14 protein-coding genes and 1 pseudogene are annotated in these 14,395 nt (G+C 40.6%); 14 read left to right on the top strand and 1 reads right to left on the bottom strand.

Translation table 11 applies throughout. The features are described 5' to 3' along the window. Window positions 1-320: 320 nt before the first annotated feature. From CDZ78_RS07735 to gspD, 14 genes and pseudogenes are all read left to right on the top strand, one after another. Window positions 321-1,225, top strand: a pseudogene (locus CDZ78_RS07735) (AAA family ATPase). Between the two features lie 514 nt (window positions 1,226-1,739). After that, complete coding sequence (locus CDZ78_RS07730) at window positions 1,740-1,934, top strand: hypothetical protein (RefSeq protein ID WP_087869491.1); 195 nt, start codon at window positions 1,740-1,742, stop codon at window positions 1,932-1,934. Window positions 1,935-2,409: 475 nt separating this feature from the next. Further along, entirely contained in the window at window positions 2,410-3,003 is a 594-nt protein-coding gene (locus CDZ78_RS07725) for a hypothetical protein (RefSeq protein ID WP_087869490.1), read from the top strand. Between the two features lie 301 nt (window positions 3,004-3,304). After that, window positions 3,305-4,987 (top strand): type II secretion system ATPase GspE, encoded by a 1,683-nt coding sequence (gene gspE / locus CDZ78_RS07720; RefSeq protein ID WP_087869489.1) that lies wholly within the window; start codon window positions 3,305-3,307, stop codon window positions 4,985-4,987. Window position 4,988: 1 nt separating this feature from the next. Then, the gene (locus tag CDZ78_RS07715) at window positions 4,989-6,206 is read left to right on the top strand and encodes a type II secretion system F family protein (protein WP_174664565.1); all 1,218 of its coding nucleotides are present in this window, start codon (window positions 4,989-4,991) and stop codon (window positions 6,204-6,206) included. Window positions 6,207-6,237: 31 nt separating this feature from the next. Continuing rightward, the gene (gspG, locus tag CDZ78_RS07710) at window positions 6,238-6,663 is read left to right on the top strand and encodes a type II secretion system major pseudopilin GspG (RefSeq protein ID WP_087869487.1); all 426 of its coding nucleotides are present in this window, start codon (window positions 6,238-6,240) and stop codon (window positions 6,661-6,663) included. Beyond that, window positions 6,654-7,181 (top strand): GspH/FimT family pseudopilin, encoded by a 528-nt coding sequence (locus CDZ78_RS07705; RefSeq protein ID WP_244559184.1) that lies wholly within the window; start codon window positions 6,654-6,656, stop codon window positions 7,179-7,181. Before gspG ends, CDZ78_RS07705 begins: the two co-directional genes overlap by 10 nt. Further along, window positions 7,171-7,575: a type IV pilus modification PilV family protein gene (locus CDZ78_RS07700; protein ID WP_087869486.1), complete on the top strand. Its 405-nt coding sequence runs from the start codon at window positions 7,171-7,173 to the stop codon at window positions 7,573-7,575. Before CDZ78_RS07705 ends, CDZ78_RS07700 begins: the two co-directional genes overlap by 11 nt. Further along, the gene (locus CDZ78_RS07695; RefSeq protein ID WP_087869485.1) at window positions 7,572-8,279 is read left to right on the top strand and encodes a prepilin-type N-terminal cleavage/methylation domain-containing protein; all 708 of its coding nucleotides are present in this window, start codon (window positions 7,572-7,574) and stop codon (window positions 8,277-8,279) included. The genes CDZ78_RS07700 and CDZ78_RS07695 overlap by 4 nt, the downstream gene beginning before the upstream one ends. Beyond that, window positions 8,266-9,180 (top strand): type II secretion system minor pseudopilin, encoded by a 915-nt coding sequence (locus CDZ78_RS07690; RefSeq protein ID WP_087869484.1) that lies wholly within the window; start codon window positions 8,266-8,268, stop codon window positions 9,178-9,180. The genes CDZ78_RS07695 and CDZ78_RS07690 overlap by 14 nt, the downstream gene beginning before the upstream one ends. 1 nt (window position 9,181) lies before the next feature. Then, window positions 9,182-10,285, top strand: coding sequence for a PilN domain-containing protein (locus CDZ78_RS07685; protein WP_087869483.1), 1,104 nt, complete (start codon window positions 9,182-9,184; stop codon window positions 10,283-10,285). Further along, entirely contained in the window at window positions 10,269-10,850 is a 582-nt protein-coding gene (gene gspM / locus CDZ78_RS07680; protein ID WP_087869482.1) for a type II secretion system protein GspM, read from the top strand. The genes CDZ78_RS07685 and gspM overlap by 17 nt, the downstream gene beginning before the upstream one ends. Then, window positions 10,850-11,446, top strand: a complete 597-nt coding sequence (locus CDZ78_RS07675) for a hypothetical protein (RefSeq protein WP_087869481.1) — start codon at window positions 10,850-10,852, stop codon at window positions 11,444-11,446. The genes gspM and CDZ78_RS07675 overlap by 1 nt, the downstream gene beginning before the upstream one ends. A gap of 2 nt (window positions 11,447-11,448) precedes the next feature. Further along, window positions 11,449-13,746, top strand: a complete 2,298-nt coding sequence (gene gspD, locus CDZ78_RS07670) for a type II secretion system secretin GspD (protein ID WP_087869480.1) — start codon at window positions 11,449-11,451, stop codon at window positions 13,744-13,746. A gap of 222 nt (window positions 13,747-13,968) precedes the next feature. On the opposite strand, the gene CDZ78_RS07665 is transcribed toward gspD, so the two are convergent. Continuing rightward, a complete protein-coding gene (locus CDZ78_RS07665; protein WP_140413928.1) occupies window positions 13,969-14,295 on the bottom strand; it encodes a hypothetical protein in 327 nt (108 codons plus the stop codon). Between the last annotated feature and the right edge of the window lie 100 nt (window positions 14,296-14,395).

Genomic DNA, 14,395 nt, shown 5'->3' with positions numbered 1-14,395 from the left:
ACAAAATCTCTACTATCCCCCCGGGCTTGTCCAACAAACGGTTCAGATTGTGGCTCGCTTCGCGATCACAATCTAACCTTGTTCGTTAGAGGTGATATGACGTAAGGACGCTGTTTTCATAATTCACAGCTTCAGAACACAGGACCTCAGCTTAATAAAATCAATGTCATACCGATTTATCAAGATAATAGAGTGAGACCATAATGTACAGATTCATGCGTCAGCACCAAGCTACAATAAAAAAATAATGACCTTTCGTGCCTTTCGAGTCTTTCGTGGTTTAATGTTTTTTATTCATCGATTTTTAAATAAGGATATTTATGCACCAGACGCTAGCTCAGCTTATTCAAGCAGCAAATAATATTATATTGGGCAAGGAGCAACAAATTCGGCTTTCACTGTGCTGTCTCTTAACAGGAGGGCATTTACTGATTGAAGATATACCCGGCGTTGGAAAAACTACTCTGGCTCATACCCTGGCAAAACTGATGGGGCTGGAATATCAACGTATCCAGTTTACAGTGATCTTTTACCCTCGGATATCATTGGCGCCACGATATACAACCCTGAGCAGCATCAATTTACTTTTCATATAGGTGCCATTTTTAAGCAGATGGTTTTAGCCGATGAAATTAATCGTGCGACACCTAAAGCGCAAAGTGCCTTATTAGAGGCAATGGAAGAGCAACAAGTAACAGTTGAGGGTGTAACCTATCCTTTGCCAGAGCCATTTTTTGTTATCGCGACGCAAAACCCAAGTCATCAGCTGGGTACATTCCCCTTGCCTGAATCCCAATTAGATCGTTTTTTAATGCGTATAGAGCTGGGCTATCCTGATCACGATGCTGAACGAGAATTATTGACCGGCCAGAATCGATACAAATTGATCGAGACGCTAAAAGTACAGCTGCCAGTGGAAAAACTATTAGAAATGCAACAGGCAGTAAAGGGTATCTATGTTTCGCCTGCTTTGCTGGACTACATACAGGCATTGATAAAATTTACCCGCGAGTCTGAAGAGTATTTGTTGGGGTTGTCGCCGAGGGCGGGACTGGCAATGTTAAATGCTGCTAAATCCTGGGCCTATATGCAGCAGCGAGAGTCTGTTATTCCCGAGGATGTACAGGCAATATTGGCATCAGTGGCTGGCCACCGTTTGCGTGCCGGGCATAGTAACTCAGAAAATATAGTCGCGCCCTTGCTGGCAAATGTTGCTATTCCCTAAGGAGCGAGGATTTAATAATAACTACCACGAAAGGCGCGAAAAACACGAAAGTATGGGTAAAAGAGATTTTCATAACAAATTATATTCATGAGTTCGCCAACATCGACAAAACCAATACGCTTAAGCTATAGACACATTTATATATTGCCTACTAAACGCGGTTTAGGCTTTATGCTATTACTCACCTTGTTATTATTAACTGAAGTTTCCCAATTATTGAGTAGCTGAAATACACAATGCTGGTGTATCGAGGTTTATTTTAGGTGGTTTTGCCATGTTTATCATCAGTGTTTCCATTGAAAGCAACAATAGCTAAGAAACTTAGAGAGTATGCCTTATTTTAGAGGCGGTATGCGATTATCTTGTCCTACTCCCAGATTTTTAATCAATCCTAAAAATTCTTCGCAGGATAAGCACATGGAAAAACAACAAAAAACCTAAAATAAAGCTTGCAATTACGAAAAACATTTTTTTATAATTTTCCGTTTTATAAACCTTATAATCGGAAACTCTCATGTACGAATCCCAGACACTGAATGCCTTTATTTTTGATCACTGCAATAAGAGCATGGACAATGCCGTATCAGCAGAACGTTACCCTTTGTGGAAGCGAGCATGCCCAGGACTAAACGATATTGGCTTTATTCGTCTTGGGATGTTACGTTGCATCAGTTTGGTGGATAGTGGTCGCCATTTTTTACAGGCATAGGCGCGCCATGCTACATGGTGACAGGAGTCCCAGAATGTTGTGAGGTAGCATGGCGCGCCTGAGAAAGCTTGGCTTGGTCTTGATTCCAGGTGTTTTTGACAGCTATGGTATCCAATCGGGATATAAATGTAGCCTGTATGAAGCCAGCGTAATACAGGATGAGCAGAGACTCCTATTCCCCGTATTCCGCCAGCTTCATATGGGCTACTATTTAGTTTCGGAGATTAATTAATTTTGACTCCTAAGGGTTTAACCTAGAAAAATCAGTTAAATGCGAGTTTATAGTGCAAGGTATTGCTTTTACAGTGCTTTAAAAAAATCTTAGCTTCACCCATAGGTTAAGCGGGCATTTTTTGAAGTGCTGTGGAATCAAGAACTTGTGCTAGAAACCGTGGGCAACTGATTTTTCTAGGTTTAAGGTGGTTATTTTCATTTACTCTGGTTTTCCAGTCAATCATAGAATAAAAGTAGCATAATGGTTCAGCGATTATTGTTTTCAGGCAGCAGAAAAATTTACCTGATTTTGCTTATATCTTTATTAAGTGCTTGTACCCATAGGCAAATACCAGTCACTGCTCATCCGCAGCCAGATAAGGCAGTGCTAAATGATGTGGGTAAATCATGGTATGCGGCCCGGTTTAGCTTGAACTGGGAAAAAGGTCAGGAGCCGAACTGGTACCTTGGTACTTTGCTTGCTGGTGAAGTCATTAGCCCTTTACTGGAGCAATATACTCAACAGCTTATTTGCTGGCGCGTACATCGCCGTGCCGTACATGATCAGACTGGGCATGTATTTAGTTTTATCTTTTACAGTTCTAAAGCAAGTGCTGTCAGTATTTATCAGCAATTGCAGAGTAATCAATTATTGGCACAATTAAAAAAGGATCAACTATTACTTAAGGTGAGCTATGATCCTTTAGCGATTAATTTAGGCGCAACGCTGGCGGACACGAGTGACGCAGCCTGGCCTGAAAGCGTGCGAAAAAACCTGGCCTTTTTTTATGATGGGGGCAAGTCAAATGTGGCTGGCTCAGGTGCAAAAGATGAAGCAGGATACTCAGGAGAGTAGTATCCTTGAATTGAGATACTAGGCTATTCAAAGAAAAATGACGGAACTGTGGCAGGAGCAAGGGCAGCATGCGCTGGTGCATCATTTGAGTGCATTATATGCCTATCAGCCTGTATTAATGCGCTTTTAATCCAATTTACCCATCGCGCTACGAAGCATTACTTTTATACGGGTTTTTATGCGCACTTTTCCAGTAAAAGGTCTATTTTTTGTTATACTTATCAAGTTAAACCTTTAAAGTTAAGGAAAACTCAACATCAACTGCGCAAGTTGTTGTATTTACACCTCTAAAAAATCTTGTATGAGTCATCAAAAATTTATTGAGACGCTAATTGCACAGCAGTCACTGCGTGAAAATGATTTAAATAAAGTTGCAAAAATCAGAGAGCAGATGCAAGAGACAGGGTTGCCTTTGTTGCTGGTAAAGCTGGGCCTGTGTTCTGAAAAAGATGTGGCAAATGCTCTGGCAAAAGTGACCGAACTAGCTATTGTTAAACCTGAAGAATACCCAGATACTCCGGTGTTACCTGAGCAAGTTTCCTTGCGTTTTTTAAGGGAATATCATTTAGTGGGTATTAAGGCAGATGAGGATAAAGTTGTTGTTGCTGTTATGGATCCTGAGAATGCCGTTGTATTGCAGTTATTGCAGCTGATTTGTGATGCTGAGATTGAATTAAAAATAGGTGTTTTATCTGATATCGATAAAGCAATCGAGTCTCAGTATGATGAAGGAAAATCTCAGATGGGCCAGATTACGGATGACCTGGGTGCTAATGAATCACTGGATGATATTGAACATTTAAAAGACCTGGCGAGTGAAGCGCCCGTTATTCGTATGGTCAACCTTATTTTCCAGCGTGCTCTGGAAAGTAAAGCATCAGATATTCATTTTGAACCCTTTGAAGATAGTTTAATTATTCGCTTGCGCATTGATGGCGTGCTACAAAAAATAGAAGGGCCACCAGTAAGCGCGACGGCTGCCGTTATTTCCAGAATAAAGCTGATGGCCAAGTTAAATATTGCTGAACGTCGTTTGCCACAGGATGGGCGTATTAAAATTCAGATGCAGGGTAAGGAAATTGATCTGCGTGTATCTACGACACCGACCATGTATGGCGAAAGTGTGGTGATACGGTTATTAGATAAGGAAAATGTGGTTTTCAATTTTGCTTCATTAGGTTTTGAACAGGCAAATGAAGATTTGTTTATCGAGGTACTGGGTAAACCACATGGTATTATCCTGATCACTGGCCCGACTGGTAGTGGTAAATCGACCACTTTATATACTGCGCTAAGTCAGTTGAATACCCCTGAAAAAAAGATTATCACTGTTGAAGATCCGGTTGAGTACCAGTTAAATGGAGTTAATCAGATTCAGGCTAAACCGAAAATTGGCTTAACCTTTAGTAGTGCATTGCGCTCTATTGTTCGACAGGATCCAGATGTCATCATGATCGGGGAAATGCGTGACCTGGAAACTGCAAAAATTGCGGTGCAATCTGCGTTAACAGGGCACGTGGTGTTGTCGACATTGCATACTAATGATGCTGCAGGGGCGCTAGCCAGATTATTGGATATGGGTCTGGATGATTATCTTTTGACCTCTACGGTAAATGGTATTTTAGCTCAGCGTTTAGTTAGAAAATTATGTATGCATTGCCGGGAACCTTATCAGCCATTAGCTGAAGTTATACAGGAAAAAGGTCTAAGCCGCTTCTTGAAAAATGGGGAATTGACACTATATCAGGCTACTGGATGCAAAGAATGTGGTGGTATTGGCTATAGTGGGCGTTTAGCGATTATTGAGTTTCTGGTTATGAATGATAGCTTAAGAAAAATGGTTATGGAACACAAGGAGTCTGGATTGATCCAGGAAGAAGCAGTTCGGGGCGGTATGCTATCAATTTATCAGGACGGTCTGGCGAAAGCAGTAAAAGGCCTGACTACTTTAGATGAAGTGTTGCGAGTGGCCACGGAAGAATAAGGTGACTTTATTTAGCTATAAAGCCGTTAATGCTGAAGGCGTGGAACAGGAAGGCACAAAAGAAGCAAAAGATGAAGCTACTGTGGTCAGACTGTTGCAGGAAGAAGGGTGTATCCCTGTTAAAGTCTCTCAAGCAGGGTTAAAATCGGCCTATCTATTTTCTTTTAAGAGGGATAAAGAGGGGCTTACGCAAAAAGATATTGGTCTGTTTACTAAAGAACTAGCGACCCTGCTACAGGCTGGATTACCGATAGATAGATCTTTAGTGGTTTTAATGGATCTTATAGAAGAAGATTCTAAAATACACAGGCTGATCAAAAATGTACTGGAGCAGGTAAAAGGCGGGGTAAATCTGGCCGATGCCTTGCAGTCCGAATCTAGTGCATTTTCGCGGTTTTATATTAATATGTTACGCGCTGGAGAGGCGGGTGGTAGTGTGGATATTGTTCTTGGGCAGTTATCTGAATATATAGAAAAGTCTAAAGAATTAAAAGATACGGTTAGTACCGCAATGATTTACCCGATTATTCTGGTTGTTATGGCGGTAGGCTCAGTCTTTTTATTGCTAACTTTTGTGGTGCCTCAATTTACCGAAATGTTTGAAAGTGCCGGAAAAGAACTACCAATATCGACACAAATTGTAGTAGGTACCGCCGAATGGCTACAAAGTTACTGGTGGGTTTTATTTACACTGGGCACTGGCACCTATTTTACTATGCGCTATGAGCTGAGTATTGGGCCAAGAAAAGCCAAATGGGATAGGGCTATTTTATCACTCCCGCTGGTCGGTGAAATCATTCGTAATATGAGTACCACCAATTTTACGCGTACTTTAGGCACGCTTTTAGCCAATGGAGTACCGATATTAACAGCACTAGGTATTGTTAAAGGGACGATAAGCAATCTTGTGTTAGTGCAGGCATTAACTGAAGCGGAAGAAAACCTGAAACAAGGGAAAGATATGTCCAGTGCTTTAATCGAATCCGGACAATTTCCTAAAATGGCAACCCAGATGATTAAAATGGGTGAAGAAACAGGTAAAATGGAAGAAATGCTGGAGCGAACGGCAAATACTTACGATAAGCAGCTTAAAATAACCATTGAGCGTATGTTGGCGATGATGGAGCCGCTTTTAATTGTTACCTTAGGCTTACTGATTGCGGGTATTATCATTTCCATTTTGTCAGCAATTTTAAGTGTTAATGATTTAGCGTTTTAATGAGAGAGAATCAATAAAGATGAGAATAGCAATGAAAAAGACGAATAATACGATGCGCGGCTTTACATTAATCGAGTTATTAGTGGTTTTGGCCATTATTGGCCTATTAGCTGGTCTGGTTGGGCCTCAGGTCATGAAGCATTTAAGCGGAGCAAAAACGAAAACAGCCAGAGTACAAATTGAAGATCTGGCTGGTGCGCTGGATATGTACAAAATGGATGTAGGTCGTTACCCTTCTACTAGCGAAGGCTTGAAAGCATTGGTTGGAAAACCTTCGGATGCTCGTTTGTGGAATGGCCCTTATTTACGTAAAAATAATGTACCTCAGGATCCGTGGATTTATGATTATCATTATACTTCGCCAGGTAAGCATGGGCGCTTTGATTTATATTCATTAGGTGCCGATAATGTAGCCGGTGGTGATGGAGAAGATCAGGATATTAATAGTTGGGAATAATTAAAGATAGCTATTACAGTAGAGCGGACTTTAGTCCGCTACTTTGTGCTTCAGATAGTAGCGGACTAAAATCCGCTCTGCATAGGCAGGGTTTTACGCTAATAGAGTTACTATTAGTGATAGTGATTATTGCTATGGCTGTGGCTGTAGCCGCGCCTAATATAGGTTCTGGCAATCAAACAGCTAGTTTAAATGCGGCAGCGCGAGAAATTGCTTCGGCACTACGCTTTGCTCGGGGGCATGCGCTAACGCACCGTAAAGAAACTGTATTTTTACTGAATTTAGAAGGTAACACTTATCAGTTAACGGACAGAAAAAAAGTCTATAAAATAACGAAAGATATAACCGTGACTTTAGATGCGGCTCAGTCACAGATTATAGATAAAAATCAGGGGGGAATACGCTTTTTCTCTGACGGGTCTTCGACGGGCGGGCGTATCACGCTGGAACTAGGTGAAAATAAGCGTCAGTTAGATGTCAACTGGTTAACTGGGCAAGTTGAAATTGATGATTGGTAAGCAGCGCTCACAGCAAGGGTTTTCTTTGCTGGAAATACTCATTGCTTTTTCTATTCTGGCTTTTTCTTTAACTATTTTGTTAAATATTTTTTCCGGAGGGCTACGGCGTACGATGGTCTCTGAAGAATATCAGCAGGCGGTGATCATAGCGCAATCCAGGCTTGCCGCTGCAGGTATTGAAGAGCCACTGGATAATGGTACACAGGCAGGAGAAATAGAGGGTAAATATTTCTGGTCTGTTCAGGTTCAAGCCTTTAATCTAGAGTCGATGGGTTTGGATTTAGAAGAAGAAAGTGTGTTACCTTATCAGGTTACTGTTACGGTAGAGTGGTTAGCTGGTAGAAATAATCGACAGTTTGAACTCACTACAATTAAGCTGTCAAAAGAACAATGATAACTGAGTATAAAGCACATCAGCGAGGCTTTACTTTATTGGAAGTTCTGATTGGCATGAGTATCATGAGTATCATGATGTTGTTGCTGTTTGCCAGTTTAAGAATTTGTGTGCAAAACTGGAATGCCGGAGAGAAGAAAATTGCTCAGGTGAGTCAGGCGGCAGTTATCCAGAATTTTTTACAAAGTAAATTACATGCAACCGTCCCTCTCGACGGTGATTTTTTAGAAGAGCCAGAGTTTTCATTTCAAGGTGATCAGAGCCAGATACAATTTGTTGCTGCCATGCCTGCGAGCGCTGGCAGATTAGGTTTGCAGCGTTTTAAAATGAGTTTGAGACGAGCGGATAGAGATGAGCAAGGGAGTTACTTACAGGTTGAAATACAGCCTTTTTTTCCACAGGATGAGGGGCAGCAAGGGATAGAAGAGCCGATTGTTATTTTAAAGAAAATTCATAGTTTGCAGTTTGCCTATTTTGGTTCCGATAGCGATGCTAGAAATAATGATCCAGTGTGGCACAATGACTGGTTGGAGATGGATAGCCTACCTAAATTAGTTAGTATTGATATTGAACTGGTAGATGGTGAAATCTGGCCGCAACTGGTTGTTGCTCTAAAAATTGATAGCACTTTTGGTGATACCAAGTCAGACTCATCTTTTGGTATTGTCGGCGGCAAATTTGTGAGTGCTAATGAGAGCGAATAAAGGGCTCGCACTGATTGTCGTGTTATGGGTCATTACTTTATTAACCATTATGGCTAGTAGCTTTGCCCTGACAATACAGCGCGAAACAACGATAACAGGAAACCTAAAGGAAAAAGCAACCGCTGCGGCGCTTGCTGAAGCAGGTATTAATTATGCCATTCTGATGCTGTTTACTAAGGACTCAGAACAGCGCTGGAAGACAAATAGTAGTTTGTATGAAATAGAATTCGCAGGTAAAAGAATTCGTATACTGATTGCCGATGAGGCTGGCAAGATCAATGTCAATCAGGCCAGCAAGGAACAACTGCAACAGTTATTTGAATCATTAGCGGTAGAAGAGACACTCGCTGATAGTTTAAGTGATGCGATTCTGGACTGGCGTGATAGAAATGATTTACACCGGCTCAATGGTGCAGAAAAGCAGCAGTATGAAGACGCTGGTTTAAATTATTCACCGCGGAATGACTTATTTAAAAGCTCAGAAGAAGTACAGATGGTAATGGGAATGACAAGGGAAATATATCGTCAGCTAGAAGGGTTAATAAGTGTCTACACAACAAACAAGAAAGTTAACCCAGCGGCAGCGACTCGCGAAGTATTGTTGACCTTAGCTGATGTCGATGAGGCCATGGTCGATGAATACCTGCTACAGCGTGCGGATAGTGAGCGTAATGGAGAGCCTGTTGCTCAGCCAGAATGGTATAAAGGCGGGGGTAAGAGTAGCGCTTATATGATTATTGCTGAAGCGATGATAGATGGAAGTATCACTGAAAAGATAATGACAGTTATTAAACGAGGTAGAGCAAAAAATGGTTTACCTTTTGAAACACTAAAATGGGCCGAGAATTATCCCATGCCCTCTTTGTTTTTGCCGGTAAATAATGACAGGGTAATTAATTAATATGTTAAATCTGGATAGTGAGATTGATGTATCGCTGTTTTTTAAATGGTGGTGGCAGCAATTAAGTTTTTTTGTACCCCGAAAGTTTCTTGATGCCCTGGCACGAGATAAATGTCAGTTAGTTGTTGAGATAAACTCAGAGACTGCGAAAGTCAGCTTTGTTAACCAGCTGCAGGAAACGCAGTTGGGGGAGTTTGAAATTAATGAGCTGGGTAAGGAAGAGGTGCAAAGCTTAATTTCTGGTAATAAGGAATATAGCGATGCGAAAATTATCTTGCGTGTGCCTGAAGCTTTATCTGTCACTCAGGATGTATTTTTACCTGCTGCGGCAGAAGCTAACCTACGCCAGGTTATGACTTATGAACTGGATCGTTATACTCCCTTTCATGCGGAGCAGGTTTACTTCGATTTTATCAAGCAAGGCCTGGCAAATAATAAGGCTTTGATTCATTTGTTGCTGGTATTGGTAAAAAAATCTACCCTGGAAAACATGTATCAGCAATGCCTTAGTTTAGGTTTGCAACCATTTTATGCGGATTCTCAAGCTCAGCTAGTCAGTCCTGACAAGAGCCATAGCCAATATAATTTATTACCTAAGAACCTATGTCAGAAAGCGAATAAAAAGCCTCTATTTATTATGCTTGGCTCTATATTACTGACTTTTACTTTAATTATTGCATTAATGGTTATCCCTTTAGGCAGAGCAACAGAGCAATTAAATGAATTAAAACAACGCTCACGAAAAGTTGAGAAAATAGCGCGTGAGATAGAAGATTCTAAAAAAAGTATAGATTATCTATTTCAGGCAACGCAGGTACTTATTGATAAGAAAAAAGCAGCTCCATCACTGGTGGAACTGATGAATACAGTGACCGAGGTTTTTGGTGATGATACCTGGGTTTCGCAATGGCGCTATTTTAATAATACTTTGCAGTTAACGGGGCAATCTGGCAGTGCATCAAATTTAATTGCCTCTCTGGAAAAAACAACAAATTTTAGTAACACCAAATTTATATCTCCGGTAACAAAAGATAATAGATCCGGATTAGAGCGCTTTAAAATATCAACAGAAGTCATAATCAAACAAAATGCAGACGCTGAATAACACACAACAACGCTGGCTGGCACTAGGCCTATTATTCGGTATTATTATCAGTGTAGGAATGCTTGTTGTGATGCCGTGGCTAAACAGCTTAAGCGAAATAAATGATGATATTGATGAACAGGTATTTCGAATTAAGCGATATCAGAGAGTCATTGCCAGTCGTGAAGAAGTTTTGCTCGATATTGAGCAAGGGCGAAAGGAAATTAATGCTTTAGGCTATTTTAATACGCAAGTATCCTCTTCTCTGGCAACAGCAGAATTACAAAATAGTATTAAAGCTATGGCAGTACAGGCAGGTGGTGAATTGAGTAGCTCCCAGGTTTTGCCTAATAAAGAACAGGATGGAATAGTACGAATTGCAGTAAAGGTAAAATTAACTGGTGATATGGAGATGCTCAGAAGCCTTTTATATGAGATTGAAGGTGAAAAAACTTTTATGATTATTGAAAATGTTACTGTGGTGCCCGCCCCCAAAAAACGCAATAGAAAGACACGTAAAACAGAGCAAACGGGAAATGTCGTGGTGACTCTGGAGGTTTCCAGTTACATGAGGAAGCAAGTGTAATGAAACAGCTTAAATGGGAATATAGCGTAACATTATTATTTTTATTCTGCAGTGTGCTGATAATTATCTTAATGACATGGCAGGGAAGCCATCGTGAAAGTTATCGAGTACAAATTCTGCAAGAAATAGACAATGTGCAAAGTTCAGGGTTCACTTTGCAAGAGGTTCCCAGCACAAAATTTAAAGACCAGGCAATCACAGATTATCATGAACTGATAGAACGACCTTTATTTTTTACTTCTCGTGTACCCTTTGTGCCGGAAGAGAGTGAACAAGATGATAAAAAGCCAGAAGAGGAAGTAAAGGTACTTGAGAAAAGTAGCATGCCTTTGATAGGGATTATCGATTCGCCTATCGGTACGTATGCCTTATTTCATAACCCAAAGGCTAAACCCGAAGAACCGAAGTTTCAGCGCATGAAGCAAGGTGAGGAAATCAACGGCTGGCTAATTAAAGAAATAAAACATGATCGGGTGATTATTTCTGCCGATGAAAATGTCGATGAAATATTATTAGCAAAACCGCGTAAGCACAAAAAAGTTAAATCAAGAAAAAAACGTAAGACCAATCCTTTTAAACAGAAAATTAAGAAGTAAGAATGAATTCTTATAGAAAACGCATAATCCTTCTCAGCATTGTAGTGATCAGTAGTCTCACTTTAACGGCTTGTGAGTCCCTGAACAAAATCCATTTAGGTCCAAAATTAGGTATTAAAATACCGATTGAAGAAGGTATAGAGTTGGACGATACCAGTAAAGATAAAGTTTCGCAGACAGAAGAGTCAACACTCACTACTGAGACAGAAGCAGACGATGCAGTAGTATTTTCACAATTAGGTAACGAAGAAGATATCAAAGCTGAAGTTGCGGGGGTGCGTAACGAAGAGTTTATCGGTTCTGGCGAGTTTATGGCTAAAAATCCGAAGCATGGAATCGTTCAATCGAAGACAGATGGAAAGTATTCAATCAATTTTGATGCTGCAGATATAGGCGAAGTCAGCAAAATCATTCTTAGTGATATGCTGCAGGAAAATTATCTGTTGAGCCCTGCGGTTAAAGGTAGTATTACGTTACAAACGACCAAACCACTGCATAAAGATGACCTGCTACCAACTCTGGAGATGTTGTTACGTATCAATGGTGCAGTGTTAATTAAGCGCGAGGGCTTGTACAGAATTGAACCTGATGCCAAGGGAGTGCATGTAGCAGATACTACTCTGTTAGACGATGAAATAATTAGCTCAGGCTACCAGGTAAAAGTCATACCGCTGCAGTATGTAGGTGCTGCAGATATGGCTGAGGTGATAAAGCCAATTGTGCCCGCTAAAGCAATTATTAAAATTGACCTGGCACGAAACCTGTTATTTGTTGCTGGAACGCAGCAGGAATTAAGAAAAATAATCGATCTAGTCAACACCTTTGATGTTAATTATATTGCGGGAATGTCTTTTGGCTTATATCCTCTGGAAAACACAGAAGTCGGGAGTACTGTCGCTGATATTGAGGCTATATTTAATAAAGGTGAGCAAAATCCATTATCGGGAATGCTGCGCTTTATTACTATAAAACACTTGAATGCTATTCTGGTCATTACTCAGCAAAGAGAATATTTAAAAGAAGCAAAGAAATGGATAGATAGATTAGACCAGCAAAATGGAGTGATTGGCGAAGGCGGGGTGATTGTCTATAAAGTGCAATATGTTGACGCAACGGAGTTAGCCGCGACTTTAAGTTCAGTGATCAGCGGTATCGCACCCACTAAAAGTAAAACACTCTCAATCGCGCCCGGCAGTAAAATAGCGAGTATTAGTAATAAAAAGGATACGTCCAAAAAAGTGGCCAGGTTAACTACTAGCCGTAGTCAGGGGAATGCATCTTTAGAGGGGGTGACTATTATTGCCGATGAACCTAATAATGCATTGATTATCATGGCGGAACCTCAGCAATACAGAGCACTGAGTAAAATTATCAAGCATCTGGATGTAATGCCTTTGCAGGTATTAATTGATGCGACGATTGTTGCAGTTAAACTCGATGATGATTTGTCTTATGGCGTGCAGTGGCTGTTTCGACATAGTGGGTCGAATGGATCAGGGATTGGACGGGTAGGATCGCCCACGTTAGCTGGGCTAGCTACTGCAGCAGCATCAGGTGGTTTCTCATATGGGCTATTATCGAATAATAGCGATGTTCGTTTAATATTTAGCGCCCTGGCTAAAGATGAGAAAATTAATGTACTTTCGTCTCCTTCGTTGATGGTGTTAAATAACCAGGAGGCTACCATTAAAGTGGGTGACTCAGTTCCCATTAGAACCACTGAATCTACCAATACCAGCGGCTCAGTTAATCCAATACAGACCAGTAATATTGAAATGCTGGATACTGGAGTTATCTTAAAGGTAAAACCAAGGGTCAATGCTAGCGGCATGGTGATTTTAGAGATAGACCAGAGTGTTGACACGGCCTCAAAAACAACATCAGCCGGGGGAACATCTAATATTGATTCACCCACTATATTAAAACGCCAGATACAGACAACTGTTACTGTTGTCGATGGTGAAAGTGTCGTGCTAGGGGGGTTGATCAATGAGCAACATACCTTTACCAATACCGGGGTTCCTTATTTAAAAGATATTCCTTATATCGGCTGGTTATTTGGTATCCAGGGTAAAAAGGTAATCAAAGATGAATTGGTAGTGGTTATTACACCGCGTGTTGTCGCCAATAAATTTGATGCGCGTAAGGTTACTGATGAATTTAGGCGAAAACTTACCGGCATTTATTATGATCAGGATGACTTTACTCCAGGTGCCGATCAGGTGCTAAGAGGTTATGATGGTATAGAAATCCAGACGGAAGAGCAGAGAGAAGCGCCAATGGTGGAAGAGGATTTGTAATGACCTGGGTAGAGCGGACTTTAGTCCGCTAAGGTTAATGTCAGATTACCTGCCCCCAGTATAATAAAATTAAAAGCTTACTGAATTTCTCATGGTGAAGGAGATACGATAATGCGTAGCTCGGAATAGCTAGCGTTTTCCGACATTTTTAGTGTTGCCAGCGTATGGTATGTCTCTTGTGGTGGAAAACACTACGCTATTCCACCCTACTGTAAGCAATTATTATATTAGTAAAAATTTGTTATAGAGAATTTCTCTGTACAACTCATTAGGTGGCATATTACCATCTTTTAGTATCGGTAAAAGAATGCTTTTGAGTTCTGCCTCGGACGGGTTGGGGAATAGTTTACGTAAATCTGTACCATTTGGAATATTCTGATAATGGCAAGGTAAGCAGACTGATGATGCAAATTCTGCATAACTGGAATATTGATGAGTGGCATTGGAAAAGTTACCCATCTCTGTGCTATAAGCAACTGCAGACCATCCTGAAAAAAAAGGAATAATAATGTAGAGTAGTATTTTATTATTAACTAACTGCTTGATCATAGCTATCCCAATAAACACACTTTTGATCATTCAAAGAAAAATTTCTTCCCCAGAGAGCGGAAGTTAACTTGTTATCTTTACTTAATTCATCGTAAATAAG

It is taken from the genome of Bathymodiolus platifrons methanotrophic gill symbiont (genome assembly GCF_002189065.1).
Classification (GTDB): domain Bacteria; phylum Pseudomonadota; class Gammaproteobacteria; order Methylococcales; family Methylomonadaceae; genus Methyloprofundus.
This window is presented reverse-complemented; position numbering and strand designations above follow the sequence as displayed.

Bases quoted from the DNA above. Each gene is read 5' to 3' on its own strand.
- CDZ78_RS07730 (WP_087869491.1), top strand. From the start codon at position 1,740: ATGTACGAATCCCAGACACTGAATGCCTTTATTTTTGATCACTGCAAT.
- CDZ78_RS07675 (WP_087869481.1), top strand. From the start codon at position 10,850: ATGAAACAGCTTAAATGGGAATATAGCGTAACATTATTATTTTTATTC.
- gspD (WP_087869480.1), top strand. From the start codon at position 11,449: ATGAATTCTTATAGAAAACGCATAATCCTTCTCAGCATTGTAGTGATC.
- gspM (WP_087869482.1), top strand. From the start codon at position 10,269: ATGCAGACGCTGAATAACACACAACAACGCTGGCTGGCACTAGGCCTA.
- CDZ78_RS07695 (WP_087869485.1), top strand. From the start codon at position 7,572: ATGATAACTGAGTATAAAGCACATCAGCGAGGCTTTACTTTATTGGAA.
- CDZ78_RS07685 (WP_087869483.1), top strand. From the start codon at position 9,182: ATGTTAAATCTGGATAGTGAGATTGATGTATCGCTGTTTTTTAAATGG.
- CDZ78_RS07665 (WP_140413928.1), bottom strand. From the start codon at position 14,295: ATGATCAAGCAGTTAGTTAATAATAAAATACTACTCTACATTATTATT.
- CDZ78_RS07700 (WP_087869486.1), top strand. From the start codon at position 7,171: ATGATTGGTAAGCAGCGCTCACAGCAAGGGTTTTCTTTGCTGGAAATA.
- gspE (WP_087869489.1), top strand. From the start codon at position 3,305: ATGAGTCATCAAAAATTTATTGAGACGCTAATTGCACAGCAGTCACTG.
- gspG (WP_087869487.1), top strand. From the start codon at position 6,238: ATGAAAAAGACGAATAATACGATGCGCGGCTTTACATTAATCGAGTTA.
- CDZ78_RS07690 (WP_087869484.1), top strand. From the start codon at position 8,266: ATGAGAGCGAATAAAGGGCTCGCACTGATTGTCGTGTTATGGGTCATT.
- CDZ78_RS07725 (WP_087869490.1), top strand. From the start codon at position 2,410: ATGGTTCAGCGATTATTGTTTTCAGGCAGCAGAAAAATTTACCTGATT.